Source organism: Silanimonas sp. (genome assembly GCF_027530345.1).
In the GTDB taxonomy this organism is placed as follows: Bacteria; Pseudomonadota; Gammaproteobacteria; order Xanthomonadales; family Xanthomonadaceae; genus Silanimonas.
Map to the genome: position 1 here is coordinate 184,735 of NZ_JAPZQK010000008.1, position 26,959 is coordinate 211,693.

Sequence of the window (26,959 nt, forward strand, 5' to 3'; positions counted from 1 at the left end):
CAATCGTCGTCACGACGCCCGCCGGGTCCGCGATCATCCGCCGACGCCCGGCGCCGGTGCGCGTGCCACCGATGGCGCGGGGCACCGTGGGCGAAGCTTCCTTGGCGGTGCGAGGTCGAGAACGAACCGGCCCTCGACCTGTCCTGCGTCCATCAGGCGATGCGCCTCGATGGCCTCACCCAGTCCGAAGACGCGCTGGATGTGGGGCGAGATCCGGCCTTGTTCGAGCAAGGTCAACAGCATCGAGAGGTCGGCCCGGAACCACTCCGGATGCCGGGCCCGGCGTTTCGAGATGTCGTAGAAGATGACCCGCCGCGCGGTCCCGGAACGGGACGACAGCCACTGGATCCGCAGGAAGTCGAAGGCGAAGCGGAGCGCCGCCAGCAGGCCTGGGCGCGCGTTGCCCGCCCTGTGGGCGGCCCGGAATGCGGCGCTGAAGCCCAGCGCCACGAAGCGTCCGTCCGGTGCGAGCCGGGCGAGGACGGACGAGAGCGCTTCGCTCCGAGCAGCGTCGAGGATGACCTTGAAGCCCTTGGCGTCGCGCGACAGGCGATCCAGTGTCGCGGAGGCGTCGGGCCGGTCGTAAGCGACGAACGTCGCACCCATGCGGGTCACGACGTCCTCGCGACTCGCCGAGGCCACCCCGACCGCCCGAACCCCGAAAGCGCGACACAGGTCCAGCGCGGCATGCCCCACGGCCCCGCTGGCGCCATAGATCAGGACGGCGTCGCCGGTCTTGGCGTCGCCTTCGAAGAACAGCGCCTGGTAGGCGGTCATGTAGGTCAGGATCAGGGGCTCCACTCGGATCGCGTCCAGCCCCTTCGGCACGGCGACCAGCGAGGCGGCCGGACGCACGAGGTGGGTCGTGTTGCCGCCGACCTGCACGAGGTCGGCGACCCGGTCGCCGATGTGCCACTGCGCGACGTCCGGCCCGACCTCATCGATGCGACCGACGATGTCGTAGCCGAGGGTCAGGGGCAGGCTCGGCTTCAGGCCCGGATAGAGGTTGCGGCGGATGAGCGTGTCGGTGAACGCGAGGCTCGACGCCTCCACCCGGATTCGGACCTCGCCCGGGCCCGGCACGGGAAGCGCGGTATCCCGCACCACCCGGAGCACCTCGGGGCCGCCGAAGGCCCCGATCTCGAGTCGCTGGACTGGCATGGTGGCCGCCCTTACGCGGGCCGGCGCAGGGCGCGCCAGAGGAACAGCAGCCCGAGGGCCATGAACCAGAGCTGGATTCCCGTCGTGGACAGCACGATCGAGACGGGGGGCGCGATGCCGAAGAGTTCGAGTGCCGGCAAGGCGACGAGGATGCCGGCCACGAGCCCCGCAAGCCCCGCCCATGCGGGCAGCTGCCGGTCGCGAAGGATCACGAGGCCCGCCGCGATGGCCCAGATCGCGGCGAAGGCCGCGACGCCCAAGGCCTCGCCAATCGCACCGCCCCAAGCGTTGAGGGCGGCCTGCATCGTCTCGATCGCGGCGCGGCCTTCCGCCGACAGGCCGGGAGCGGCATGGGCGTCGGCCAGCACGACGCTGCCGGTCAGCCAGCGCAGGATGCCGATCGCTCGCGCCAGCGCCGAGGCTGCGGCGGCGCCGATGGCGATGAGCGCCAGCGTGCCGAGCGGGCCGGGACGGGCCGCCAGTCGCACCGTCACCACGCCCGTCACGAGGAACAGCAGCGAATACCCGAGGTAGAGCCCGTAGCCCAGCCGCACCGCATCGAGTTGTTCCCGAAGCAGCGGAAGCATCTGCGATGGCGGGAAGTCGAGGCTGTCCGGCCACTGGATCGCGCCGCCGAGCACGGCCATCGGGGCGAAGATGCTTAAGCCTTGCACCAGCAGGACGAGGCCCGCCATCAGAAGGAGGCTCCGCGGCGGTGCATCGGCGGCGCGGGAAGGATCATGGATCGACATGGGGACTCCGGTGCTCGAGGGTGGGGCGCGTGCGTCAACCGTTCTGGACTAGCGCCGTCGCAGCGTCCAATGCGCATGGTCGGCACGCCCCGACCCTTCCGGCGAGGACGCCACGCGGTCCACCTGCCGGCGATCGATCTCCGCGAGGAAGCCGCCGATGCGGCGCTCCAGATCCGGGAAATGGGGATTGAACGTTGCTCGCGCGCCGGCCTCGCCGGGCGGGGGAGACTGCCGTCCGGTGCCGTACCAGACGCGCGCCGACTGCTTGCAGGCCTGCACGTCGGCCTCTGCCCGGAACGGGGCGCTGCCGCAGTTCCGGTAGGTGCCTTCGAGCCCGTAGTGCGGATTGCCGGGGGCGATATGAAGGGCGAGGTGCGAGAGTCCCGCCACCCGCGACGCGACGTCGGCCGCGGGAAGCCAGATCACGCGCTCGTCCGTTCGGTCCTCCGGCTCCGCGGAGAAGTAGTTCAGGAACACGCTCCGGGGATTGACGGCCCTGGCTGCGAAGATGCGCCTATTCCCGGCGACATCGATCACCTCGTCGTCCTCGCTCTGGACCACCATCCAGGGGGACTGGAACGCCCCTTTCCCCTTCAGGCCGGACTCCATTCTGCTGAGGAGCGCCATGGTGGAGGCGATGCCGCGCGTCGGCATCGCCTCGTACCTCGCGAATTCCTCCCGTGGGCCTGAGTCGAGCCATGGGCGGAAGGCGGAGAGCCATCGCGCTTGACGGGCGAGGAGGGACGAACTGATGCGGTAGGCGGGCGAGACCCCGATCACTGCATCGACACTCCCGGGGGATTCGGTGGCGACGGTGACCGCAAGCGCCGCGCCGAGCGAAAAGCCGGCCACCACGACGACATCGTTTTCCCGCCCTGCTTGCAGCACGGCGGCTTGGACGTGCCCGACCCAGTCCTTTTCGTCGACGACCATCAGGTCTGCGGGGCGGGTCCCATGCCCGGGCAGCAGAAGGACGCGTGCCTCGAAGCATTGGCGGGACAGCGACTCGGCGAGATCGCGCATGGCGAACGCGGTGTCGGACAACCCGTGGACGAGGATCGCGATGCCTCGTGGTGTCGCGGCCCCGCATCCCGGGGCGGGTGGCCTGCGGAAGGGCGCCACCGACGCGAGTTCAGCCTCGGCCATCGACGGGTCGAAGGGCACTCGATGGGCGCGAAGTTCTGTTCTGACCGCCGCCACGTAGGCATCGAAATCGCCGACGGGCGCCAGGGCGGCGGGGTCGCTCCAGCCGCTGCTCACGAGTTCCGATGCCGGCGCCACGGCTCCGTCCGAAGCGCATCCGGACAACAGCGCGAAGAGCAGGATGCCGGCGGCGGTCGTGGACCGGCGTCCCCGACCGTTTCCTGCGCGAGACATGGACATGCGTCATTCCCCAAGGCTTTGATGGCAACGAGCGTCACTTGGGCGATCGATGTGGATCAAGACGCAAACGTGCATGGCTGGATTGCAATGTATGCTCGCCTCTCGCGAAGAGTTCGGGGCTTTTTCCGGTGGGTGAGTCAGACTTCGATTGGACCCTGATCCGGTCCTTCCTTGCCGTGATGGAGGCCGGTAGCCTCCTGGGGGCGTCGAGGCGTCTTCATGCGTCCCAGCCCACGATCGGGAGGCATGTCGCGCAGTTGGAAGCACAGCTGGGATGTGCGCTGTTCGAGCGTACCGGCCGTGGCCTTGCGCCCACTCGGGTGGCGTACCGGATCGCCGAGGACGCGCAGCGGATGGCGGAGGGTGCGCACGGCGTCGCCCGCGCGATTGCCGGCACCCGCCAGAATGTCTCCGGGTCGGTGCGGATCAGCGCCAGCCAGACCATGGCTTTCGTCGTCCTGCCCGAGATCATCGGCAGGTTGAGGGCCGCGAACCCGCAGATCCAGGTGGAGCTCCAGGCCACCGACACGGTGGCGAACCTGCTCCGCCGGGAGGCGGACATCGCGGTCCGGATGGTGATGCCCGAGCAGGGCAGCTTGATCGCCCGCAAGCTGGGGACGTCCAAGATCGGCGCCTATGCGTCCCGTGACTACGTCCTGCGTCGCGGCCAGCCGGTCGCGCCGCCGGAGCTGCTCCAGCACGACCTCATCGGGCTGATCGATGACGATGTGATCCTGCGGGGATTCGCGGCGGGTGGCATCCCGGCCACGCGCGAGAGCTTTGCGGTGAGGACCGACGATCCCCTGGTGGTGTGGCAACTGGTCCGGGCGGGGCTGGGGATCGGGTTCCTCGCCGACAAGGTCGCCAAGAGGGATCCGTCGCTGGTTCAACTGATTCCCGAGGTGGGGCCGACGATGCCGGTCTGGCTCGTCGTCCACAACGAGATCCGCGGCAACCCTGCGATCAAGGTGGTCTTCGATTTCCTTGCCGCCGAGTTGGAGCGCGAATTGGCGCCGGTGCGGGTCGGCTGACGCGGCCTCCCTCCCCAAGTCAAGGTCGCATAGCTGGGTTGCAGCGCTTGGCAATAGCGCATCAAGCAGGAGCCGATGAAGCTTCGGCGACCCCCAGCGAGGCCATTGCCATGAGCCATTCTTCCTTGTTCCGCGTGACTCCCCTGATCCTCCTCTCGATGGCTGCGATCCTTTCCGGCTGCGCCACGGCCCCGAAAGGGGGGGCGGGAAGCCTGATCGGCTCGGACGCTCGACTCGAGATCGAGCGGGATCGCCCCCAGTCCTCCCGGCAGCAACGCATCGACCGCGCTGCGATCGCCGAGGCGAGGACCCTCCGTATCGCACCGGCCCGCTTTGCGGACGGCGCCGATACGGCCCTTTCGCCCCGCGAGCGCGAAGTGATCCTTGCGGGCGTGGGTCGCGCGCTGTGTTCGAGAACCGCTCCTTACTTCCAGATCGTCGCCGCGGACGAGCCCGCCGACATCGTGCTGGCGAGCGAGATCACTGGCATTGGCTTGACCAATCGGGGTGCGGCGGGCGCCTCGTTGGTCGTGGGCGCACTCTCGCCGATCCCGTTCACCCCGAGGCTGCCCGCGGGCATGGGCGGACTCAGCGCGGATGTCGTCGCCAGCGCGGCGGATGGGGCCCGCGTTCTCGAGTTCCGCTGGGCGCAGGGCGCCAATGCCTTCACCACCGATGCAACGCCATCGCGGCTCGGTGATGCCTATGCGCTCACCGACGTGCTCGCACGCGACGTGAGGCGCCTCCTCCGTGACGAGGGCGACGGACGGCGCCGCGAGCGCGTCGATGCGCCCGTACGCCGCCGAAGCAAGGAGGCCTGTCTCGCCTCCTTCGGTCGCATCGAGGCCGGTAAGCGGTTGGCGCGTCTTGCGTTGCCGCTCACCCCGGAGTTCGTCGAAGCCAAGGCCGGCGGGGGCGACTCGGGAAGGTGAGATCCTGCGGTTCGTGGACGTCGTGCCGAGGCACACGGAACAAGGGACGAGGCCCGGTGCCCCTTCCGCGTGCGCCTATACTGTCGCCCCTGCGATGCGAGGGGGTTCGACATGCCGCGATTGAAGGTCTGGGTCTGGTGGATCGCGGTGTCCTGCGTTCTCGCCCTTCTGCTCATGCGGACCGACTCGGACGTCGCCCTCGGCCTTCCGCCGGTCGCGGCGTTCCTGGTGTGGTTCGTGCAAGTCGCACTGGGTCTGGGCGTCGCCATCGCCGCCACGTGGTGGCTGGGCGGTTTCCGCTCCGTCGCCGCGCGCCCGCCGCTGTTTCAATTGCTTGTCGGAGGGCTCATCGGAAGCCTCGTCTTCGCGCCCTTGTCGCTGGGGCTGGAAGCGGTTTTCCCCTCGCCCGGCGAGGATTCCGCCGAAGGATGGTTGGATGCCTTGGAGCAAAGCGGCGGTGTGTTCGCGCTGGTCGCCGAGTGGCTGCAGCTCGCACCGGCCTATCTGACGAGCTGGGCGATCCTCAATGTGCCACCGACCTTCGCCGCCGTCGGTGCGCGGGACACGGTCGCCGATCCCCCGCCCGCATCCGCTGTGTCCGAGCCGGAGCCCCAGCCCGAGCCGCAGCCCGAGGCCACGTCCGGCACGCTGTCGGCCCTTTCGAAACCGCTGCTGGCGCGGATTCCTGCCGCAATCGGGACCGATCTGGTCTTCGCGCGGTCCGACCTGCACTACCTCCAGCTGCGGACCACGCTCGGCAGCACCACCCTGCTCGGCACGATCGCCGAAATCGAAGCCGAAATGGGCGATCACGGTCTTCGCGTGCACCGCTCGTTCTGGGTCGCCCTGAGTCACGTCCGGCGCGTGCGGCGTTCGGCCAGCGGTTGGTACTGCCTGATGTCCGACCAGACCAAGGTGCCGATCAGCCGGCGACGGCTGTCGGTCGTGAAAGACAAGCTCGGGGTTGATTTCGTGCGGGATAGCCCGTCCGGCGATTGACGGGCGGCCATCGCCGCCCGTCGTTCGCGTTGTTCAGGGCGTCGGACAGCCCGCGTCGCGTTGCTCGCGAGCACGCTGTTCATCGCCCGTCACCGTCTCGCAGCGCCGCTGCGGGCGCGGAAGGCGTGCCAACGAGGCATCCGGCATGACCAGCCGTGCTCCGGCGACGTCCACGGTCCCGGTGGCGGGTCGCTCGAAGATCCATGCGGGGAAGCTGCTTCCCGCGATCATCAGGCCGGGCCTGCTGCCGGCGTCGAAACGATAGGCGATCGGCGAGAAGCGCACGTCGATGACCCGCCCGTGGGCCCGTGTGACCGGCGTTTCGCGCACCAGCCGGACCTCGCCGTCGGGCCGAACGTCGACGAGTTTCACCACCAGTGGCCCGCTGTAAATGCTCTTGAGGCGGATCGTGGCCTGGATCGGCCCGGCGATCGGCAGCGTCCTGGACAGGGGGGCGCCCTGCAGCAGGCCGATGTCCGTTCGATCGAGCAGCGGTGACTGGTCCAGCATCCCGGCCGGGGCGATGAGGTGGTTGCCGCCGAGTGTCGGCACCGGCTTCGCCGGGTCGATCTGGATCGTGGCCGTCGGCGCCTGCAGTTCCGCGATGATGGGCCGCGCCGGGATCGGCCAAAGCGCGCTTCCCACCACCGACTCCGCACCTTCACCGGCCCAGGCGAACTGCACCTTCGGCCACCGCGTCACGTCGTTCCAGCGCTGCTTCAGCCAGAAGTCGAACCAGGTGAACATCGGGCGGATCGGCCAGAGTTCCGGCTCGTCCACGTCGTAGTGGGTCCCGTCGAGCATGATCAGCCGATCATTCCGACCCAGGCCCGAGATGCCGCGCTGGTTCCACGCCTCGATCGCGCTGTCGTGGAAGAAGTCGTGCCACAGCCCGACCTGGAGCACCGGCGCTCGAAGCCGACGGGTGACATTCCCCGCCTCCAGAAGCGGCGTCCTGGTGCGAGCGGCCAGCAAGTCCGGCCAGCGTGGCTGGAGGTCGCTGACGATCGGGAAATCGGCGACGGGCGGCGTGGTCCACCACTCAGAGGTGGAGGCATCGCCCTCCTCGAGCGCCTCGAACAGGTCCTCAAGGCCCTCGCCCGCCATCTCTTTCAGCGCCTCGAGTTCGGTGTCGTCGATGCCCAAGCGAGCCTCATGGTCCTCGCTGCTGTCGAGCGACTGCGACAGGACGAACGGAAGCAGCGCCTCCCATTTGATGGCGCGATCCGGGAAGATCACGCCGCCGAGGAAGTCCGGGCTGGTCGCCTGCGCATAGATGGCACGGACCGACGGCCTGCCGCTGGCGGCGGCTTGCAGCGCGGCCACGCCGCTCGCCGAGTCGCCGAAGACCCCGAGCCGGTCGTTGGACCACGGTTGGGCCTCGACCCAGCGCAGCAGGGCATCGCCATCGGCGCGCTCGTCAAGGAAGAGGCTGAACGTGCCATCGGATTCGTTGCGGCCGCGGACGAACTGGATCACGAGGGCGTAGCCCCGGTCGGTGGCTTCCGTCCAGCCGACGTCCTTCTCGTCGGCCTCGATGTCCGCGTTCGGGTGCTCTTCCGGGAAGCCGCTGACCGGCGTGAGCGGCAGGTCATAGGGGCTGCGGGTGACCAGGGTCGGCCATGGGCCGGGCCCTGTGCCGGGCAGATAGACCAGCGTCTGCAAGGTGGTCCCGTCAGGCGCGGGGACCCGGAATTCACCCACCAGGTGGCCCGCCGCGGCGCGGTGAAAGCCTGGGGGCAGGGCCATGGCCGCCGAGGCGGGAAGGCAGGCCAGGAGAAGGGCGGTGACCGCCCTTCGGATCGTGAGGTTCATCGTTGTTGTCCTCGTTGTGCACCCGCCGTGGGTGCTGACGTCCCGGTGGAGGTCGCCGGGCGGGGGAATGCTCGGCGGCTGGCCCGACCGCTGGTGCAGGCCGGAGCGCCGTTCTGCATGTGCGGTGCGGTGGGCGCAGCAGCGGTCGTTGACGATGCTTCCGCACCGCGTCGACGCCGTGGGCCGCGTTACGTCCGTGGTCCGGTCCGATCGGAATGCAGGCGCTACACTGCGCGCCCCATGCGCGAGCCCGCCGAAACCCCTGCCGCGCCTGCGCCCCGCGCCGCGCGCCCCGACCCGCTGGACCGCGTCCTCGCCAAGGACCGTGGCGCGCTGTTGCGCCTGCAGAAGCGGCTGGCGGAGGCCAAGGGCGAGGCGAGGGCGGCGGCGCAGCAGGCGCTGGAGCAGGCCCTGGCCCGCTCGCGCGAGGCCTTCGCCGCCCGCGAGGCCCGCTTGCCCGAGCCGCGCATCGACACCGAGCTGCCGATCGGCCGCGAGGCCGACGCGATCGTCGAACTGATCCAGAAGCACCAGGTCGTCGTCATCGCCGGCGAAACCGGTTCGGGCAAGACCACCCAGCTGCCCAAGCTCTGCCTCGCCGCCGGGCGCGGCGCCGCCGGCCTGATCGGCTGCACCCAGCCGCGCCGCATCGCCGCGCGCGCTGTGGCGAAGCGCGTGGCCGAGGAGCTGCAGGTGCCGCTGGGCAAGGAGGTCGGCTGGCAGGTGCGCTTCACCGAGCAGGTGGGCGAGGACACGCTGATCAAGTTCATGACCGACGGCATCCTGCTGGCCGAGATCCAGAAGGACCGCTACCTCTCGGCCTACGACACGATCATCGTCGACGAAGCGCACGAGCGCTCGCTGAACATCGACTTCCTCTTGGGGTACCTGAAGGGCCTGCTGCGCAAGCGCCGCGACCTCAAGCTGATCGTCACCTCGGCGACCATCGACACCGAGCGCTTCGCCCAGCATTTCGACGGCGCGCCGGTGATCAGCGTCGAGGGCCGCAGCTATCCCGTCGAGGTGCGCTACCGGCCGCTGGAGGACACCAACGCCGACGTGGCCTCGAAGCCCGATGCCGAGAAGTCGCTGTACGAGGGCCTGCTGGCGGCCTGCGACGAGATCACGCGGGAAGACGCGCGCGGCGACGTGCTGCTGTTCCTGCCGGGCGAGCGCGAGATCCGCGAGGTGCACCACCTTTTGGAGCGGCGCAAGTACCGCGAAACCGAAGTGTTGCCGCTGTACGCGCGGCTCTCGGCCAAGGACCAGGACCGTGTGTTCAACCCGGGGCCGAAGCGGCGGATCGTGCTCGCGACGAACGTGGCCGAGACTTCGCTGACGGTGCCGCGCATCCGCTACGTGGTCGACCCGGGCACGGCGCGCGTGAAGCGCTACAGCCCGCGCATGAAGCTCGACCGCCTGCACATCGAGGACATCGCCCAGGCCAGCGCCGACCAGCGCAAGGGCCGCTGTGGGCGCGTGTCGTCGGGCATCTGCTACCGCCTCTTCAGCGAGCTGGATTTCAATTCGCGCCCGCGCTACACCGACCCGGAACTGCTGCGCTCCTCGCTGGCGGGCGTGATCCTGCGGATGCTCTCGCTGGGCTTGGGCCGGGTGGAGGACTTTCCCTTCATTGACGCGCCGGACCCGCGCGCCGTGGCCGACGGCTGGCAGCAGCTCACCGAGCTCGGCGCGGTCGACAAGCACCGCCAGCTGACGCCGGTGGGCAAGCAGATGGCCGCCTTCGCGGTCGACGTGAAGCTGGCGCGCATGCTGATCGCGGCCAAGGAACGCGGCGCGCTGCGCGAGATGATCATCATCGCCAGCTTCCTCGGCCTGCAGGACCCGCGCGAACGCCCGCAGGAAGCCCGCGAGGCCGCCGACCGCGCCCACGCCGCCTTCGCCGACGAGCGCTCGGAGTTCGTCAGCATCCTCAAGCTCTGGGACGCCTATCGCGCCGCGCATGAAGACCTCTCGCAGTCGAAGCTGCGCGACTGGTGCAGTTCGCGCTTCCTCAACTTCCTGCGCCTACGCGAGTGGCGCGAACTGCATCGGCAGCTGATCCTCAACTGCGAGGCGCTGGGTTGGGCGCAGAACGAGGCGCCGGCCGACTATGCCGACCTGCATCGCGCGCTGCTCGCCGGTCTCGCGCTGCAGACCGGGCATCGCTCGGAGAAGGGGCTCTACGAAGCCCCGCGCAGTCGCAAGTTCGGCTTGTTCCCCGCCTCCACGCTGGCGCAAAAGCCGCCGCCGTGGTTGCTGTGCGCGACGCTGCTCGACACCGCCAAGGTCTGGGGCATCACCGCCGCGAAGATCGAGCCGGAGTGGGTGATCGATGCCGTGCCGCACCTGCTCTCGCGCCGGCACTTCGACCCGCACTGGTCGCGGCGGCAGGGCCGCGTGCAGGGTTCGGAGCAGATCGGCCTGTTTGGGCTGGTACTGCTGCCGAAGAAGCCGGTGCACTACGGCGGCCTGTACCCCGACGAAGCCCGCGAGATTTTTGTTCGACAGGGGTTGGTGACGGGCGAGATCGACACCCGCATCCCACTGGTGAAGCGCAACCTCGCCACGCTCGAACGCGCGCAGGAGGAAGAGGCGAAGCAGCGCCGCGCTGGGCTGGTCGTCGACGAGGACTGGCAGGTGCGCTGGTATCTCGACCGTCTGCCCTCCGACGTGCACAACACCGCGGCGCTCGAGGGCTGGTACGGCAAGCTCGACCCGGCGGCGCGGAAGGCGCTGGAGTGGTCGCCGGCCGACTTGATGTCGGTCGAGGGCAGCGGCGTCGAGCGCTCCCCGAAATTCCTGCCGCTGGGCGACGCGCGGCTGGCGCTGCACTACCGCTTCGAACCCGGCCACGCCGAAGACGGCGTGACGCTGGACGTGCCGTTGCACCTGCTGCCCGCGCTCGACGCCGCGCGACTCTCGTGGCTGGTGCCGGGGCTGGTGGAAGAGAAGGCCACGGAGATGATCCGCGGCCTGCCGAAGGCGCTTCGCCGCAACTTCGTGCCCGCGCCCGATTTTGCCCGCGCTTTTGCGCTGGCCTATCCGAACGGCGACGCCGACAGCCTTCCCGGGGCGTTGGGTCGCTTCCTCGCCAAGGCGACAGGCGTCGAGGTGGGAGCGCTCGACTTCGACGAGGCCGCGCTGGAGCCGCATCTGCGCATGAACCTTCGCGTTGGCGAGGCGGAAGGCCGAGGCTTCCGCGTGCTGGGCCAATCGCGCTCGCTCGACGAGCTGAAGGCCCGCTTCGGCGCGGAGGCGGAGAAAGCCTTCGCCGCGCGCGCCGGCGAGCGTCTCGCCCGCGAGGGGCTGCGCGAGTTTCCCGCCGAGCCGGTTCCGCTCGAGATCGCCGGTGCGGGTGGGCTGCCGGCCTTCCCGGCGCTGGTGCTTGATGGCGATGACGTGGCCCTGCGCGTGCTGGCCGACCGCGAGGCGGCGGCGCAGGCCCATGCCGGTGGCGTGGTGCGCCTCGCCGAGATCGCCTTGGCCGATTCGGTGAAATCGGCGCGGAAGCAGCTGCCGCTGAATCCGAAGACCGCGATGGTCTATACCGCGGTGGCGACGGCCGAGCAGCTGCGCGCTGATCTGGTCGCCAAGGCCCTCGCGGCTTTGCTCGACGGCGGCCAGGGCGGCGTGACGCTCGCCGCGATCCGCGACCGCGAGGCCTTCAATCGGGCGATTGGTGCCGTGAAGCAGAAGCTGTTCGGCGAAGCGATGGCGCGCTTGAAGATCGCCGAGGCCGCGCTCAGCCAGTACGCCGAGATCCGCCCGAAGCTGGAGGCGCCGGTGATGGGGTGGGCGAAAGCGAATCTTGATGATCTCCGGGCCCAGTTGGCGGGGCTCGTGCATCCCGGCTTCGTCCGCGAGACGCCGCCGGAAGCCTTCAACGAACTGCCGCGCTACCTGAAGGCGCTGGCCCTGCGCGCCGAACGCGCGCTGCGCGACCCGACCCGCGACCAGCAGCGCATGCTCGAGGTGCAGCCCTTCGCGAAGGCGCTGGACGATGCACGCCGTCGCGGCATCGCCTTGGAAACGGGATGGCAGGCCCTGCGCTGGGACCTCGAGGAGCTGCGCGTCTCGCTGTTCGCCCAGGAACTGGGCACGAAACGGCCGGTGTCCGCGAAGCGCCTCGCCAAGCAGGTCGAGGCGCTGTCCGCGCGTTGAGGCTTACTCGATGCGCTCGACCCGCGCCGTCGTGTTGTAGTCGGCGAACTTCAGGAGCCAGTTGCCCATGATGCCTTGGCGGATTTCCACCGTAGGGTTGGTCAGGCGGACGCCGACCAAGCGACTTTCCCGGTCGACCGACTGCCAAACCTGGCCGTTCTCGAGGCGGAAGACGGTGCCATACGACCAGCCCGTCGACTCGCCGATGAGCCGGGTGTTGATGGGGCCACGCGACTGCGAGGTCGGAGCTTCCCGCAAACCGCGGCGATCTTCCTCCCGGGGCGCGACCGTGCGGCCGCTGGTCCCGTTGTTCGACAGCCAGGCGTTCAGTGCCGCCAGTTCCTCCGCGCTGAGTTTCTCCAGGCCGGCGCTGCGGAACTCCGCGGCGCTCATCCGCTCCTCCAGCGTGGAAAACGGCGTGGCCTGCAGCGCGCTGGCAGGCACGATGGACGCTGCAATGACGAGGGCGAGAAAGGAACGCCTCATGGCATGGACCTCGGGAATGGTTGTGGGCTGACAAGCCCCAAGTCTACCCTCGGGGCATCGTGAAGCCCGCATCCCCTGCCACGCCCAACGCTGCGCACGCCCTGGCCGAGTGGCCGGCCCTGGCATCGTCGTCGGCCGGCGATTCGCCGGGCGCGGTGTTCTGCCGCCGCGCGCTCGACGTGCTGGCCGCGTTGTCGCCGGACCGCGAGATGATCTGGGCGACGGCGCTGGTGGCCCTCGGGGCCGAGGCCCCCGAGACGGCGCAGGCGCCCGTGCCCGGCCCGCTGCCGGCCATGCTCGAGGGCGTGAGGGCCGCGGAGCAGGTTTGGGCGCTGCATGCCCGGACCGAAGGACGCGCCGATGCCGAAGGCCTCAGGCGGCTGCTGCTCGCCATCGTCCGCGACCTGCGCGTGGTGCCGGTGCTGCTGGCCCTGCAGCTGGCGCGGCTCCGCCACGCCTCGGCCCTCCCTGATTCCGAGCGCACCGAACTCGCGCGGCTGGCCGCCGACATCCTCGCGCCGCTGGCGAACCGGCTGGGCATCTGGCAGCTGAAATGGGAGATCGAGGACCTCGGGTTCCGCTTCCAGCAGCCCGAGACCTACCAGCGCATCGCCCGATTGCTCGATGAGAAGCGCGGCGCGCGCGAGCAGTACATCGAAGACGTCAAGGCGCAGCTGCGCGCGGCCCTGAGCGAGGCCGGCATCGACGGCGATGTCGCTGGCCGGCCGAAGCACATCTACAGCATCTGGAAGAAGATGCAGCGCAAGGACGTGCCCTTCGGCGAGCTCTACGACATCCGCGCGGTGCGCGTGCTGGTCGGCGATGTCGCCGCCTGCTACGCGGCGCTTGGCGTCGTGCACCAGGTGTGGACGCCGATCGCGAAGGAGTTCGACGACTACATCGCCCGCCCGAAGGCGAACGGCTATCGCAGCCTGCACACCGCGGTCGTCGGTCCGGAGGGCCGCGCGCTCGAAGTGCAGATCCGCACGCGCGAAATGCACGAGCAGGCCGAACTCGGCGTGGCGGCCCACTGGCGCTACAAGGAGGGCGGCGGGGCCGATGCCAGTTTCGAGCGCAAGATCGCGTGGATGCGCCAGTTGCTCGAGTCGAGCGAGGGCGACGAGCAGAAGCTGCAGGAGGGCCTGAAGGCCGACCTCGTCGAGGATCGCGTCTACGTGCTCACCCCGCAGGGCAAAGTCGTCGACCTGCCGCGCGGCGCGACGGTGCTCGATTTCGCCTATGCGGTGCACACCGAGGTGGGCCACCGCTGCCGCGGCGCCAAGATCAACGGTCGCATCGTCACCCTCGATTCGAAGCCGGCCACCGGTGACATGGTGGAGATCCTCACGGCCAAGGCCAGCGCCCCGCGCCGCGACTGGCTGCAGCCGGCCAGCGGCTTCCTCGTCACCGGGCGCGCCCGCGACAAGGTGCGAGCGTGGTTCCACAAGCTCGACCGCGCGCAGAACCTCGTGGAAGGCCGCGAACTGCTGGAGAAGGAGCTGCGCCGGCTGGGCCTGATGGGCGCCGACCTCGCGCCGGTACTGCCGCGCCTGCGCTTGGCGACGCAGGACGACCTGCTCGTCGCGCTGTCGCTGGGCGATGTGAGTCCGGCGCAGGTAAGCCGCGCGCTGCACGAAGCGCAGCAGCCGAAGGAAGCGTCGGCGCTGCCGCCGCACTTGCCGACGATCCCCGCCGCCGCGGCGCGCGACAAGGTCGGCGCTCGCAGCGACAGTTTCGTGGTCGATGGCGTCGGCAACCTGCTGATGCAGCTGGCGCGCTGCTGCCAGCCGGTGCCCGGCGATGCGATCGCCGGCTACCTCACGCGCGGGCGGGGTATCAGCGTGCACCGCGCGGACTGCGTGGCGCTCTCGCGGCTGGTGGCGCGCGACCCCGACCGGGCTATGCCGGTGTCGTGGGGCCGCGCCGGCGGGACGTACGCGGTCGACGTGGCGATCCACGGCCTCGACCGCAAGTCGTTGCTGAAGGACATCACCACCCTGATCGCGCAGGAAGGCATCCACATCAATGCGGTCGCTTCGCGGAGCGACGACAGCCGCGGGCTTGCCGACCTCAAGCTGACGCTCAAGGTGAGTGATTTCGAGCAGCTGTCGAAGCTGCTGGCCCGTCTCACCGCGGTTCCGGGCGTGCGCGACGCGCGGCGGGTGGGCTGATGGCGGCGCGGCCCTCGCGCTGGGCGGTGGTGGCCGCGCTCGGCGCCTGCCTGCTGCTGGGGGCGGTGCTCTTGCGCGAGCCGATCGGGCGCGCGGTCTTCCCCGATGCCGCGTTGGCAGGATGGCTCTCCGCGGCGGAACAGGCCCTCGAGGCGGGCGATCTGGATTCCGCCGCTCAACGTTTCGAGGCCGCACAGGCCCGGGCACCGGATCATCCGCGCGTCGTGAGCGGGCTGGCCGCCACCGGGGAACGGTCTCTCGGCGAAGCGGCCCAAGCTGTCGCCCTCGGCGATGCGATCCGCGCGGAGCATGCGTTGGCCCGTGCGGAACGCCTCGGCATGCCGGGCGAGCGCCTCGCTGCGCTGCGGCAGTCGCTTCGGGTGCGTGCGGAGCCCGCGGTCGAAACCCTGTTGGAAACCGCCACCGCGCGCGAAGGCGTCGACGGCGATGGGGCCCTGGACCTCTACCGGCAAGTCCTCCAGCGCGAACCGGGCAATGCGTTGGCGCTCGCCGGACGCACCCGCCTGCTGTCCCTGAGGCTCGATCGGGCTGCGCGTGCGCTCGACGGTGGCGATGAGGTGGCGGCGGCGGCGCTCGTGCGGGAGGTGCGGGCCATGGACCCGGCGCATTTGCGCCTGCCCGAACTCGAGGCTCGCCTCGGTGCCGCAGGCGTGATCGGTGTCGAACGCCCGGCATTGGCCACGTCGTCGCCGGCGAGCGATACCGCGGAAGCCGTCCGATGGCGAGGGCTGGCCGACGAGGCCATCGGCCGCGGGGCCTTCGATGAGGCCCGTCGCGCGCTTCGCGAAGCCGAGCGCCTGGCGCCGCAAGCGCCCGAACTGGCCCCGTTGCTGCAGCGCCTCGAACGCGCCGAGGCCGCGCGCGCGTCGATGCGCTGATCCTCAGCGCAGCTGGTTGAAGATGCTGCGCAAGGTGGCGCGGGCGCGCTCCGGCGAGAACTCCCGCGCGGTGTTGGCCAAGCCCCCCGTGACCAGCCGCTGCCACAGCGCCTCGTCGTCGTAGGCGGCGAGGATCGTCTCGGCGATGGCCTCCGCCTCGTCCGCCACCAGCGTGTCGACGCCGTGGGCCAAGCCCATGCCCTCCACGGCGCAGCGCGTCGCCACGACCGGCAGGCCGTGCGCCAGCGCCTGGTTGATCTTGCCCTTCACGCCCGCGCCGTAGCGCAGTGGCGCGACCGAGAAGCGGTGCGCGTCGATCAGCGGCTCGAGGTCCGGCACGTAGCCGTGCACGGTGATGCCCGGGCGTTCGCCAAGGGCGAGGATCGCCTCGGGCGCCTCGCTGCCGACGAGCGACAGCGTGATCTCGGGCCGGCGCTCGCGGATGCGCGGCAGGATCTCGTCGGCCAGCCACAATGCGGCGTCGACGTTCGGTGGATGGCGGAAGCCGCCGACAAAGAGCAACCCATGGCGTTCGGCCATCGCTGGTCCGGCACCGCGGACGCGATGGATGTTCGAGACCACGTCCACGACCGCGCCGGGCGCGCTCTCGGCCAGCAGGGCTTTCTCCACCGGGCTGACCACCCAGGTGCGGTCGACGCTGTCGATGAGCGCCAGCTCGTCGGCGCGGGTGCGTGCGGCGGCACGCAGCAGGGCCGCATCGCGGCGCTCTTCGGCTTCGCGCTGTTCGCGGAGGTGGTGCAGGTCCACGGTGTCGAACACGATGCGCGCCTGCGGGGCATGGCGGCGCAGCAGCGGCAGCAGCGGCGAGAGGATGTAGTGGCGACTGACGATGACGAGCTGGAACCGGGCGCCATGCTTCGCCAGCCAGTCGGGGAGGGCCCCGAGCCACGGTTGCGTCCACGCCTCGACGCCGAGATCGCGCAGGGCCTGCGTGTAGCGCCCATCGTCGAGGCCGTTCTCCGGGAAGAAGGTGACGGCGCAGCCTTCGTCGACCAGCAGGCGCAGCAGCTCGAACAGCCGTACCGAGCCGGAGTCGCGGTCGGGCATCGGCGTGGTCGCGTCGATCACGAGCACGCGCGCGCGGGCGCGGTGTTGTGCCGCGTAGTGGGGCGCCTGTGTGGGCGCCGGATGGCGGCGCACCAGCACGTCGTGCCACCGCTCGACGAAGCGCTGCTGGTTGCGGACCTGGTAGGCCTTCACGCCGCTGCCCGTGTCGGTGCCGGCCGTGATTCCCTCGTGGTGGATCACCACCGAGGCCGGCTGCACGCGCACCTTCAGTCCGGCCTCGCGCACCTTCATCGCGAGGTCGGTGTCTTCGTAGTACGCCGGGGCGTAGCGCAGATCGAAGCCGCCAAGCCTCTCGAACAGCGCGCGCGGCAGGGCGATCGCGGCCCCGGAACAGTAATCGGCCTCGCGGACGAAGGTGTACGCCGGGTGCCTCGGATCCTCGAAACGTCCGAAGTTCCATCCCGAGCCGTCGGCGAACACGATGCCGCCGGATTCCTGCAGGCGGCCGTCCGGGTACACCAGCTGTGCGCCGGCGAGGCCGGTGTCCGGGTGCGTCTCGAACGTGCGCAGCAAGGCATCGAGCCAGCCCGGGGTCAGCGTGGTGTCGTTGTTGAGGAACACCACGAACTCGCCGCGCGCCATCGCCGCGCCGGCGTTGCAGCTGCCGACGAAGCCGAGATTGGTCGCGTTGCGGTGGTAGCGGAGTCCGCCGATGGCGGGAAGCACCGTCCCGGTGTCGTCCGGCGATGCGTCGTCGATGACGATGACTTCGACATCGTCGGGAAGCTGCGTCTGTAGGAGGCTGCGCAGGCAGGCCAGCGTGTAGTCGAGCTTGCCGTAAACCGGAATCACGACGCTGGCGCGGACCGATGCGGGCAGCGTGAAGGCGAGGGGACCAGGATCCACGGGGGTAACGGCGAGCTCGGCGGTCGGTCGCGGCGACAGCCGCCGCTGCGCGGCGTCCCAGGTGGCCGCGAACCCGCGGGCACGGAGGCTGCGGAGGCCGCGGCGCACCAGATCGAGGCTGCGATGCAGGCGGTAGAGCGCCGCGGCCCACGCATCGCCCACCCGCCCGCGGAGCCGCAGTGGCCAGCGGATCGCGGGGTGCGACAGGGTGCGCTGGGCCCGAGCCAACTGCTCCTGTGCCGCGTCGCGCTGGCTCAAGGCCACGTCGCGCTGGCGGATGAGGTCCGCGGTGTCGCGGTCGTAATAGCGATAGGCCGCGTCGCGCTCGCCGGCCAGTGCCACCTGGTCACGCAGGAGCGCCTCGACTTGGCGCATCGCCGCGTCGCGCTGCTGGATCAGATCCGCGGTGTCCCGCGCGTGCGCCAGGTAGGCGTCATCGCGTTCCTGCGCGAGGACTTCGAGCGTGGCGTGGCGCAGGCCGGCGACGTGCTGGCGGACCCTTTCCGGCCCGTTGTCGATCAGGGTGGGCGCGACGGCGGTCAACGGATGCACCACGGCCCACGCCCGTCGCGCCTCGTCCAGCGTGCTGGGTGTCGGTGCCGGCCTGGGTAGACGCTCAGGGGCGGTGGCGGCGTCGCCCAAGGCGGCTGCGAACGCCGGCGCCTCTGGCGCGACCACGGCCACCGTCGCGCCGGCCTTGCGAGCTCGCTCCGCATAGGCGCCGCGGTCGCAAACGACCATGGGGATGCCCAAGGCCTGCATTTCCGAAAACACATAGCCGAAGGTTTCCGGCAGCAGCGACGGCAGGAGCGCGAGATCGGGGTCGAAGGTGTCGACAAGCGCCGGCAGTTCGTCGGGACGGTAGTCGGGCGTGGCGTTGCCGCCGACTTGGCGCGCGTAGCGTTCCGCGTCCGCACCGCCGCCGGCGAAGCACCAGTCGATGCCTGGCGGGCACTGGGGGAGGAGGGCGTCAAGCAAGGCTTCTCCCTTGCCGCCTTGCAGGCGTCCCGGTACCAGCACGCGCAGGGGGCCGGGTCGGCGAGGCGCGCGGCGCGCGGGCGTGACGCCGGTGAATGGCGGCAGCCCGTGGGGGATGACGTCCGCGGCCGGCAGTGACGGTGCCACGGCGGCCAGCCGCGCGGCGGCGAATCGCGAGGGCGCGACGATGCGTGCATCCGCCGCCTTCAAGGCCTCGATGGTCGCGTCCGACCGCGCCCGCCACGCCTGGGGGTCGTGCGTGTGGAACCGGAATTCAGGCCGCGCGGCCGCGGCCGCAAGGCGGGCGCCGTCTCCGCTCGGCAGCGGTTCGACATCGTCCAGCACCGGCCAGAAGGGGAACAGGTCGTGCACGACGAACGTTGTCGGTAGGCCGGTGCGCAGCACGTCCAAGGTGGTGCCGATCAGGGACGAGACCCGCAGGCTCGACACACCGAAGCTGGCGAGGCATTCCGCGAGGGCGGCGCGCACGGCGGGATGCGTGTCGCCCGTATCGCCGACCGCGGGCGTGATGGCCCACGAGCGGATCGGGCACGTGTCGAGGCTCACGTGCAGGGCGAGGCGCTGGCCGTAGCCGCCGCGAGCGCTGCCCCGACTGACGAGGGCGAGGTGGTCGGCCGTCGGATCGTCACGCATCTGGTCGCTGACGAAACGGGCGACGCCACCGCCCCAGTCGTGCAGGACATGGAGGATCACAGGACGCGCCGTGCGTCCGGCGGCGGTCGGGGCCGGACGTCGCAGCGCGAGGCGCGTCGGGCGCCAGTCCGGGTCGATCGGAGCGGTCGCGGCCGGGGTCGGCGAAGGCCCATCACCCAGCGCCATCGCGACATGGGGCAGGCGCGCGCCGCGGACCGGGGCTTGGCCGCCCTCGCGCACCCTCCGCTCGGCCGCCTCGCGGCGCCACAGGGCGCAGCGCGGATCCGGGGCGTCCGGCAGGGCCACGTGGGGCTCCCAGGTCCACGCTTCGAGGACGGCGTCGGCCGGGTCCTCCAGCGCCCACGCATCGGTGATCTCGGCGATGGCGACGGGGCTCACGGCATCGAACGCCGACGTGACCGCCAGCGCCGCCGCCAGTTGTCCGAGCGAAAACGGATCGGCAGCGACTCCCGGCGCCACCAACAGAAGCAGGGGCGCATCGCTGGCCGCCAAGGCCGCTCGCAGGCGGTCGTCCCAGCGCTGCCCCGGATCGCCTTCGATCGTCCCGATCGGGTCATGTCGTGCCGTCGGCAACGTCGCGGTGTTCAAGCGGGGGTCAAGGGGGGCTGCGCTAGACTGCGGGACCCGGATTATCGCTTGGTTGACGCTTGGTTTCGCGCCCATCCCCCAACACCACCGCCCGCTTCAAGCCGCTGCTGCGCTACGGGCTGTGGGGCGCCCTGTTCCTGCTGGCCCTTGGACTTGGCTTCGGCATCCCGGTGGCGATGGTGCTCGACCGTGAAGTCCGCGCCGAATTCGAGGCGCTGACGTGGCAGATCCCGACGCGCGTCTTCGCCCGCCCGCTGGCCCTCGTCGAAGGGGAGCCCATGAGCGTGGCGGCGCTGCAGCAGGAGCTGGAGGCGGCAGCCTTCAGTGAAGGCGATGGCCGGACGCCCGGCACCTTCAGCCGCGACGGCGGCGTGTTCCGCATCGCGACGCGGGGCTTCCGCGATGTCGACGGCGCGGTCGATCCGGCGCGCGCCGAGGTGCGCCTCGCCAACGGTCGCGTCGCCGGCCTGCGTCGCAACGACGGCGGCGGCCCCGGCTTCATGCTCGATCCGGCGCGCATCGCCACGCTGTACGGCGCCAAGCAGGAAGAACGCGAGCTGATCCGCCTCGACGACGCGCCGCCGCTGCTGGTGGCCGGCCTGCAGGCCGTCGAGGACCGCAACTTCAAGCACCACATCGGCATCGACCCGTGGGGCGTGCTCCGCGCGATGTTCGTCAACCTCAAGGAAGGCGAACTCGAGCAGGGCGGCAGCACGCTGACCCAGCAGCTGGTGCGCAGCCTGTTCCTGAGCAACGCCAAGACGGCGACGCGCAAGGCGAAGGAAGCAGCGTATGCGCTGATCATCGAGGCGCGCTTCGACAAGCGCCGCATCCTCGAGACCTACCTCAACCAGGTCTATCTGGGCCAGCAGGGCGGGCAGAGCATCCACGGCGTCGGTGCGGCCTCGCGCTTCTGGTTCGGCCGCGACGTGGCCGACCTCAAGGCCCATGAGATCGCGCTGCTGGTGGCGCTGGTGCAGGGGCCGTCACACCATGACCCGCGCCGCCATCCGGAGCGCGCGAAGGCGCGTCGCGACCTCGTGCTCGGCGTCTTCCACGACACGGGCCTGCTCACCGAAGCCCAACGCGATGCCGCGCGGCGCCAGCCGTTGGGCGTGCTCGCGCGCCCCGGTCTCGCGCGCAACCGCTATCCCGGCTTCCTCGACCTCGTGCGCCGCCAGCTCGCGAGCGATTACGACGCGGATGCGCTCACCGGCGCCGGGCTCACCGTGCACACCACCCTCGCGCCCTCGGCGCAGCGCGATGCGGAGGCCTCCGTCGCCCGTTCGCTGGGCGCTCTCGACAAGGCCGACCGCCCGGCGCTGCAGGCGGCGCTCGTGCTCACCGATGCGCAGACCGGCGACGTGCGCGCCATCGTCGGTGACCGCAACGCCAACCAGCCGGCCTTCAACCGTGCGCTCGACGCGCGTCGTCCGGTCGGCTCGCTGCTGAAGCCCATGGTCTACCTGCTGGCCCTCGCCCAGCCGGGCCGCTGGTCGCTGGCCTCGCCGATCGACGATGGCCCGGTGTCGATGCGCCTGCCGAACGGTCAGGAGTGGGCGCCGAAGAATTCCGACGGTCGCAGCCACGGCGTGCTGCCGCTCGAAGACGCGCTGATCTACAGCTACAACCAAGCCACGGTGCGGCTGGGCATGGACGTCGGCCCGGAGCGGCTCGTCGCGCTGCTCAAGGCGCTCGCCGAGATCGATGCCGAGCCGAACCCCTCCCTGATCCTCGGCAGCGTTGATCTTTCGCCGTACGCGATGGCGCAGGCCTATCAGTTCCTTGCCTCCGGCGGTCGCATCCAGCCGCTGCGCGCGGTGCGCGGCGTGCTCTCGCCGGAAGGCGAACCGGTGGCCCGCTACGACGGCCGCAAGGACGAGGCGCAGGAGGGTGATGCCGTCGCGGCGCGCCTCGTCACCCTCGTGCTGCAGGACGCCGCCCGGCGCGGCACGGCCCGCGCGCTGGCCGGTGGCGAAACGGCGGGCCTCGCCGCCGCCGGCAAGACCGGCACCAGCAACGACGGCCGCGATTCGTGGTTCGCGGGCTATACCGGCAGCCACCTCGCCGTGGTGTGGGTGGGCAACGACCGCAACGAGGCCACGGGCCTTTACGGTGCCACCGGTGCGATGCGCGTCTGGCAGGGCCTGTTCTCGACCCTGCCCAGCGCGCCGCTGCAGCCGGGCGAGCAGGGCATCGAATGGGCTTACGTCGCGCAGGGGCAATTCGCCACGACGGAATCCGAATGCACCGGTGCCCGTCGCTATCCTTTTGTCGCAGGCTTCCTGCCTGCCGAGCACCTGAGCTGCGTCGAACGCGGCCTGCTCGATTTCTTCGGTTTTGGAGCGGACGGCGAGTGAAGGACAGGATGAACCCGATGCATGCCGCGGCGCTTCGTGGCCTGGCGATCTTGGGCGGCGCGCTGCTGCTGGCCAGCTGCGCCACCCCGCCGCCGGCTCCCGTGGCGCCGGCTGGCCCGCCGCCGCTCACCGACGCGCAGATCGTCGAAGCCACGCAGGCCGCCGGGCGCGACGGCGTCGAACTGGTCGTCACGCCGCTGGTCGATCCGCACGTCGAGGACCTGCGCGAGCGCGCCGAAAAGGCGCAGGCCGCGAATCGCCCGCAGCGCGCCGATCGGGAGCTGCTGAAGGCGCTCGCCATCACGCCCGACGACCCCGATCTTCTGCAGTGGCGCGCCGAGCTCGCCGTGCTGCGAAAGGCCCGCGATGAAGCCGAGGCCCTCGCCAAGCAGAGCATCGCTTTGGGCCCGAAATCCGGCCCGCTGTGCCGCCGCAACTGGACGCTGGTGAAGCTGCTGCGCGAATCGCGCGGCGAAGCCGAGAACGCCGCTTCCGCCGCGGCGATGCTCGAACGCTGCACCATCGCGCCGCCGGTGCGGATGTGACGGCCGAGGCCGCCACCTCCGGCGGCCGCGGGGTGCTGCCGATGCTGACCGCCCGCGCGCTCGACGAGGGCGGCGCGCTCGCCAACGCGATTCCCGGTTACGCGCCGCGGCCGGCCCAGCAACGGCTCGGCGTCGCCATTGCCGAGACCATGGCCGAGCGCGGCGCACTGGTGGCCGAGGCCGGCACCGGCACCGGCAAGACCTACGCCTACCTCGTGCCGGCCTTGCTCTCCGGCCAGCGCGTGATCGTCTCGACCGGCACCAAGGCGTTGCAGGACCAGCTCTACCACCGCGACCTGCCGAAAGTGCGCGAGGCGCTCGGCCTCGGCCTGCGCACCGCGCTGCTGAAGGGCCGCAGCAATTACCTGTGCCTGCAGCGCACCGAGCTCGCCAAGGGCGCGCCGGTGTTCAGCGGCCGCGAGCAGATCGCGCAGTTCGAACGCATCGTGCAGTGGAGCAAGCGCACGCGCCGAGGCGACCTCGCCGAGATCGAAGACCTGCCCGAGGATTCGCCGCTGCGCGGCCTCGTCACCTCCACGGTCGAGAACTGCCTCGGCAGTGAATGCCCGTTCTGGCAGGACTGCTTCGTGGTCAAGGCGCGCGCCGAGGCGCAGGCCGCCGACCTCGTCGTCATCAACCACCACCTGCTGTTGGCCGACCTCGCCATCAAGGAGGAGGGCTTCGGCGAGATCCTGCCGGGCGCTTCGGCCTTCGTGCTCGACGAAGCGCACCAGCTGCCCGACCTCGCCTCGCAGTTCTTCGGCGAATCGGTTTCGGCGCGCATGCTCATCGACCTGACGCGCGATGCGATCGGCGCCTGCGGTAAGGTCGCGGGCAGCCTCGCGGCCGTGTCGCCCGCGGTGCGCGAGTTGGAGGCGGCGATCCGGCTGCTGCGCGCGCAGTGCGAAGGCCTGCCGCAGCGCGGCACGCTGGCCCTGCTGCTCGACCACCATGCCGATATGCCCGCTCTGGTGCGGACGCTCGACGCCGCGATGGCCGGGCTGGCCGCCGCGGTCGCGCCGATGAAGGAGGCCGCGCCGGAATTCGCCGCCGTGCTGACGCGGCTGGAGCTGTTCCAGAAGCGGCTGCGCACCTGGGCCGAGGGGGCGCCCGGCTTGCTCGAAATGGACGCTGGCGACGAAGCGTCGAACGAGCACGCCGCCCCGACTGATGGCGCGGAGGACGACGACCGCGCCGACACCGCCTCGCACGGCGAAGTGCGCTGGTTCGAACTCACGCAGCGCGGCTTCGCCTTCTCGATCACGCCGCTCGATGTCGCGGGTCCGCTGCGCCGCTACCGTGAGCAGAGCAAGGCCGCTTGGATCTTCACCTCCGCCACGTTGGCCGTCGGTGGCGACCTGAAGCACATTGCGTGGAAGCTCGGCCTGCACGAACCGCGCACCCTGCTCGAACAGAGCCCCTTCGACTGGAAGACTCAGTCGCTGGCCTATTTCCCGCCCGGCCTGCCCGAGCCTTCGTCGCGCGACTACACCGAGCGCGTCGTTGCTGCGGTGCGGCCGGTGCTCGAAGCGTCGAAGGGTCGCGCCTTCTTGTTGTTCACCTCGCACCGCGCGCTCCGAGAGGCGGCCGCGCTGTTGGCCGGCGGGCCGTGGCCGCTGTTCGTGCAGGGCACGGCGCCGCGCCTGCAGCTGATCGAGCAGTTCCGCGCCAGCGGCAACGGCGTGCTGCTCGGTGCCGCGAGTTTCTGGGAGGGTGTGGATGTCGCCGGTGATGCCTTGAGCGTCGTCGTCATCGACAAGCTGCCCTTCGCCGCGCCGGACGATCCGGTCCTTGAGGCCCGGCTCGAGGCCGTGCGCCGCCGCGGTGGAAATCCCTTCCTCGCCGAGCAGGTGCCCACCGCCGCCATCGCGCTCAAGCAGGGCGTGGGACGACTGATCCGCCGCCACGACGACCGCGGCGTGCTGGTGCTCTGCGACCCGCGCCTCGTCAGCAAGCCCTATGGCCGCGTGTTCATGGCCAGCCTGCCGCCGCTGACGCGCACCAAGGCCTTGGCCGACGTGCAGGCCTTCTTCGATCCCTCGTTTGCCCCGGAGCCTGCCGATGCCGGCTGATGCCCCTGCGCGCCCCGGCCGCGTGACCGGCCTCGGTGGCGTGTTCTTCAAGGCCCGCGACCCGAAGGCCCTCGCCGCGTGGTACGCCGAGCACCTCGGTTTCCCCATCGAAGCCTGGGGCGGCGCGATCTTCCGCAACGCCGACGATCCGAACCCCGAGGCCTACACGAACTGGTCGCCGTTCGCTGCCGATACCGAGTACTTCGAGCCCTCGCCGCACGCCTTCATGCTCAACCTGCGCGTCGACGACGTCGAAGCGCTGGTCGCGCGCCTGCGCGCTTCGGGCTGCCGCGTGCTCGACCGCGGCGAGGACGGCGAGTTCGGCCGCTTCCGCTACGTGCTCGACCCGGAAGACCACCTGCTCGAACTCTGGGAGCCGCCGGCGTGAGCACGCTGCTGGCTTTCGAACTCGCCACCGAAGCCTGTTCGGTCGCGCTGCTGCACGACGGCCGCCTGCTGGCGCGCCATGAGGTCGCGCCGCGCCGCCATGCCGAGCTGGCCTTGCCGTGGGCGGAGGCGCTGTTGGCCGAGGCGGGCGTCGCCAAGTCGCAACTGGATGCGCTGGCGGTCGGCGTCGGCCCCGGCGCCTTCACCGGCGTGCGTCTGGCCATCAGTCTCGTGCAGGGCATCGCGCTCGGGCTGGACCGGCCGGTCATGCCAGTGTCCACGCTGGCCGCGCTGGCCCAGCCGTTGCTCGCCGAGGGGCCGGTCCTGGCCGCCATCGACGCGCGGATGGGGGAGCTCTACATCGGCGAGTTCGCCGCCGATGCCGACGGTTTGCCCAAGGCATTGGCGGAGGAAGCCCTCCTGCCGGTCGGTGTGGCCGCTGCGGCGCTTCTGGCCCGTTGGCCCGTGACCGATCTTGGGCGAGTCGGCGCCGGTACCGGCTTCGCCGCGGGTGGCGGTGCGTGGTGCGCCGAACTCGCCGGTCGACTGAAGCGGGTCGAGGCCGAAGCCCTGCCCACGGCCGCGGCGGTGGCCCGGATCGCGGCAGCGGCGTTCGCGCGTGGGCATGCCGTGGCGCCGGAGCGCCTCGAACCCGCCTACCTCCGCGACAAGGTCGCCCTGACGTCGGCCGAGCAGGCCGCCGCGCGCGCGGCGAAGGCCGGCGCTGGCGAGGCCTAGTCCTCGCTGCTCACCGCGCCGTTGCGGAAGTGCCAGGTGCGGGTGATGTGCAACACATCGACGCGTTCCCCGGTCTGCGGCACCGGCGGGTAAGGACCGGCCAGTTCGACGATGCGGCGGGCCGCCTGGTTCAGCACCTCGTAGCGGCTGGGCGTGTTCAACACCACCGATTCGACGCTGCCGTTGCGGCGCACGGCCACGGTTATCACCAGTCGGCCTTCGAGGCGCTCGGCGCGGGCGCGCTCCGGGTAGTTGGCGTTGCCGACCCGTTCGACCCTCTCCACCCAGGCCTTCAGGTACTGCGCGTAGGCGTACTCCTGCGTGCTCGCCGAGACGAACTTGCGCTTCGGTCGCCGCGCGTACTGCGCCTCGCGGCGCTCCACTTCGGCCGCCAGCCGGGCCATTTCCAGTTGCTGCTTGAGCAGCTGCTCGCCCAAGGGCAGGGGTGTCGGCGGGGTTTCCGGGGTCGGGCGTTCGCGCGGCGCGGGCTCGGCACCCGTGGCTACGGTCGTCACCACGGGCATTGGCGTCGCGTCCTGCGGACGCGGCGACTGCGCGCGGATCGGGATCGGCGCGAGGCCCTCGTCGAGCTTGGGCACCGGTGCGCTCACCGTGTCGCGGGGGCGCTGGCTCTCTTCGCTGTCGCCGCCGCCCTGATGGCTGGCCTGGGCGAGGAAATCCGCCTTCTCGGGCGGAGTCCGGCTGGCGGTCTCGGTGAGGATCACGTCCAGCGTCGGGGTGATCGGGGCTGCGTCGTCGCGACCGAAGCTGATGCCGAGCACGACGATGCCGATCACCACCGTCGCCAGCAGGGTGGTCGCGGTCAGGCGCTGGGCCGGGCCGACGCCGTCGGGCGGGGGCGCGGCGTCGCGCTCCGCGGCAGGCAGG

18 protein-coding genes are annotated in these 26,959 nt (G+C 70.9%); 11 read left to right on the plus strand and 7 right to left on the minus strand.

Annotated features, from left to right (window positions below; all coding sequences use genetic code 11):
* Positions 1-33: 33 nt before the first annotated feature.
* From O9255_RS05415 to O9255_RS05425, 3 genes are read right to left on the minus strand one after another with little or no spacing between them, the layout of a single operon-like run.
* A complete protein-coding gene (locus O9255_RS05415; RefSeq protein WP_297865823.1) occupies positions 34-1,161 on the minus strand; it encodes a zinc-binding dehydrogenase in 1,128 nt (375 codons plus the stop codon).
* 11 nt (positions 1,162-1,172) lie between these two features.
* A complete protein-coding gene (locus O9255_RS05420) occupies positions 1,173-1,913 on the minus strand; it encodes a DUF4386 family protein (protein ID WP_297865824.1) in 741 nt (246 codons plus the stop codon).
* Positions 1,914-1,961: 48 nt separating this feature from the next.
* Positions 1,962-3,296 carry an alpha/beta hydrolase gene (locus O9255_RS05425; protein WP_297865825.1) on the minus strand — a complete coding sequence of 445 codons (1,335 nt, stop codon included), beginning with the start codon at positions 3,294-3,296 and terminating at the stop codon, positions 1,962-1,964.
* 320 nt (positions 3,297-3,616) lie between these two features.
* On the opposite strand from O9255_RS05425, the gene O9255_RS05430 reads away from it, so the two are divergent.
* From O9255_RS05430 to O9255_RS05440, 3 genes are all read left to right on the plus strand, one after another.
* Complete coding sequence (locus O9255_RS05430) at positions 3,617-4,327, plus strand: substrate-binding domain-containing protein (RefSeq protein WP_297865826.1); 711 nt, start codon at positions 3,617-3,619, stop codon at positions 4,325-4,327.
* 110 nt (positions 4,328-4,437) lie between these two features.
* A complete protein-coding gene (locus O9255_RS05435) occupies positions 4,438-5,259 on the plus strand; it encodes a DUF3313 family protein (RefSeq protein WP_297865827.1) in 822 nt (273 codons plus the stop codon).
* Between the two features lie 111 nt (positions 5,260-5,370).
* A complete protein-coding gene (locus tag O9255_RS05440) occupies positions 5,371-6,258 on the plus strand; it encodes a LytTR family DNA-binding domain-containing protein (RefSeq protein ID WP_297865828.1) in 888 nt (295 codons plus the stop codon).
* A 33-nt stretch (positions 6,259-6,291) separates the two neighbouring features.
* Here the strand turns inward: O9255_RS05440 and O9255_RS05445 are convergent, their stop codons facing one another.
* Positions 6,292-8,073, minus strand: coding sequence for a CocE/NonD family hydrolase (locus tag O9255_RS05445; protein WP_297865829.1), 1,782 nt, complete (start codon positions 8,071-8,073; stop codon positions 6,292-6,294).
* Positions 8,074-8,313: 240 nt separating this feature from the next.
* On the opposite strand from O9255_RS05445, the gene hrpA reads away from it, so the two are divergent.
* Complete coding sequence (gene hrpA, locus O9255_RS05450; protein ID WP_297865830.1) at positions 8,314-12,237, plus strand: ATP-dependent RNA helicase HrpA; 3,924 nt, start codon at positions 8,314-8,316, stop codon at positions 12,235-12,237.
* A gap of 3 nt (positions 12,238-12,240) precedes the next feature.
* Here hrpA and O9255_RS05455 read toward each other — a convergent pair whose 3' ends face one another.
* On the minus strand, positions 12,241-12,723 hold the full coding sequence (locus O9255_RS05455; protein ID WP_297865831.1) for a hypothetical protein: 483 nt from the start codon (positions 12,721-12,723) through the stop codon (positions 12,241-12,243).
* Positions 12,724-12,782: 59 nt separating this feature from the next.
* Here O9255_RS05455 and O9255_RS05460 point away from each other — a divergent pair, with 59 nt between their 5' ends.
* Entirely contained in the window at positions 12,783-14,894 is a 2,112-nt protein-coding gene (locus O9255_RS05460) for a bifunctional (p)ppGpp synthetase/guanosine-3',5'-bis(diphosphate) 3'-pyrophosphohydrolase (RefSeq protein ID WP_297865832.1), read from the plus strand.
* The gene (locus O9255_RS05465) at positions 14,894-15,793 is read left to right on the plus strand and encodes a hypothetical protein (RefSeq protein ID WP_297865833.1); all 900 of its coding nucleotides are present in this window, start codon (positions 14,894-14,896) and stop codon (positions 15,791-15,793) included. Before O9255_RS05460 ends, O9255_RS05465 begins: the two co-directional genes overlap by 1 nt.
* A 3-nt stretch (positions 15,794-15,796) precedes the next feature.
* Here O9255_RS05465 and O9255_RS05470 read toward each other — a convergent pair whose 3' ends face one another.
* A complete protein-coding gene (locus O9255_RS05470) occupies positions 15,797-17,890 on the minus strand; it encodes a glycosyltransferase (RefSeq protein ID WP_297865883.1) in 2,094 nt (697 codons plus the stop codon).
* A gap of 2,138 nt (positions 17,891-20,028) precedes the next feature.
* Between O9255_RS05470 and mrcB the strand changes: the two genes are divergently transcribed.
* From mrcB to tsaB, 5 genes are read left to right on the plus strand one after another with little or no spacing between them, the layout of a single operon-like run.
* Complete coding sequence (gene mrcB, locus O9255_RS05475) at positions 20,029-22,329, plus strand: penicillin-binding protein 1B (protein WP_297865834.1); 2,301 nt, start codon at positions 20,029-20,031, stop codon at positions 22,327-22,329.
* Positions 22,330-22,337: 8 nt separating this feature from the next.
* Positions 22,338-22,874, plus strand: a complete 537-nt coding sequence (locus tag O9255_RS05480) for a hypothetical protein (RefSeq protein ID WP_297865835.1) — start codon at positions 22,338-22,340, stop codon at positions 22,872-22,874.
* A 41-nt stretch (positions 22,875-22,915) separates the two neighbouring features.
* Entirely contained in the window at positions 22,916-24,946 is a 2,031-nt protein-coding gene (locus O9255_RS05485; RefSeq protein WP_297865836.1) for an ATP-dependent DNA helicase, read from the plus strand.
* Entirely contained in the window at positions 24,936-25,334 is a 399-nt protein-coding gene (locus O9255_RS05490) for a VOC family protein (protein WP_297865837.1), read from the plus strand. Before O9255_RS05485 ends, O9255_RS05490 begins: the two co-directional genes overlap by 11 nt.
* Positions 25,331-26,071 (plus strand): tRNA (adenosine(37)-N6)-threonylcarbamoyltransferase complex dimerization subunit type 1 TsaB, encoded by a 741-nt coding sequence (gene tsaB, locus O9255_RS05495; RefSeq protein WP_297865838.1) that lies wholly within the window; start codon positions 25,331-25,333, stop codon positions 26,069-26,071. Before O9255_RS05490 ends, tsaB begins: the two co-directional genes overlap by 4 nt.
* Here the strand turns inward: tsaB and O9255_RS05500 are convergent.
* The gene (locus O9255_RS05500) at positions 26,068-26,958 is read right to left on the minus strand and encodes an energy transducer TonB (RefSeq protein ID WP_297865884.1); all 891 of its coding nucleotides are present in this window, start codon (positions 26,956-26,958) and stop codon (positions 26,068-26,070) included. The two genes, tsaB and O9255_RS05500, sit on opposite strands and share 4 nt — an antisense overlap.
* Between the last annotated feature and the right edge of the window lies 1 nt (position 26,959).

Coding starts and splice junctions, on each gene's coding strand:
- hrpA (WP_297865830.1), top strand. CDS start 8,314: ATGCGCGAGCCCGCCGAAACCCCTGCCGCGCCTGCGCCCCGCGCCGCG.
- O9255_RS05455 (WP_297865831.1), bottom strand. CDS start 12,723: ATGAGGCGTTCCTTTCTCGCCCTCGTCATTGCAGCGTCCATCGTGCCT.
- O9255_RS05445 (WP_297865829.1), bottom strand. CDS start 8,073: ATGAACCTCACGATCCGAAGGGCGGTCACCGCCCTTCTCCTGGCCTGC.
- O9255_RS05480 (WP_297865835.1), top strand. CDS start 22,338: ATGAACCCGATGCATGCCGCGGCGCTTCGTGGCCTGGCGATCTTGGGC.
- O9255_RS05490 (WP_297865837.1), top strand. CDS start 24,936: ATGCCGGCTGATGCCCCTGCGCGCCCCGGCCGCGTGACCGGCCTCGGT.
- O9255_RS05420 (WP_297865824.1), bottom strand. CDS start 1,913: ATGTCGATCCATGATCCTTCCCGCGCCGCCGATGCACCGCCGCGGAGC.
- O9255_RS05425 (WP_297865825.1), bottom strand. CDS start 3,296: ATGTCCATGTCTCGCGCAGGAAACGGTCGGGGACGCCGGTCCACGACC.
- O9255_RS05440 (WP_297865828.1), top strand. CDS start 5,371: ATGCCGCGATTGAAGGTCTGGGTCTGGTGGATCGCGGTGTCCTGCGTT.
- O9255_RS05465 (WP_297865833.1), top strand. CDS start 14,894: ATGGCGGCGCGGCCCTCGCGCTGGGCGGTGGTGGCCGCGCTCGGCGCC.
- O9255_RS05485 (WP_297865836.1), top strand. CDS start 22,916: ATGCTGACCGCCCGCGCGCTCGACGAGGGCGGCGCGCTCGCCAACGCG.
- O9255_RS05415 (WP_297865823.1), bottom strand. CDS start 1,161: ATGCCAGTCCAGCGACTCGAGATCGGGGCCTTCGGCGGCCCCGAGGTG.
- O9255_RS05435 (WP_297865827.1), top strand. CDS start 4,438: ATGAGCCATTCTTCCTTGTTCCGCGTGACTCCCCTGATCCTCCTCTCG.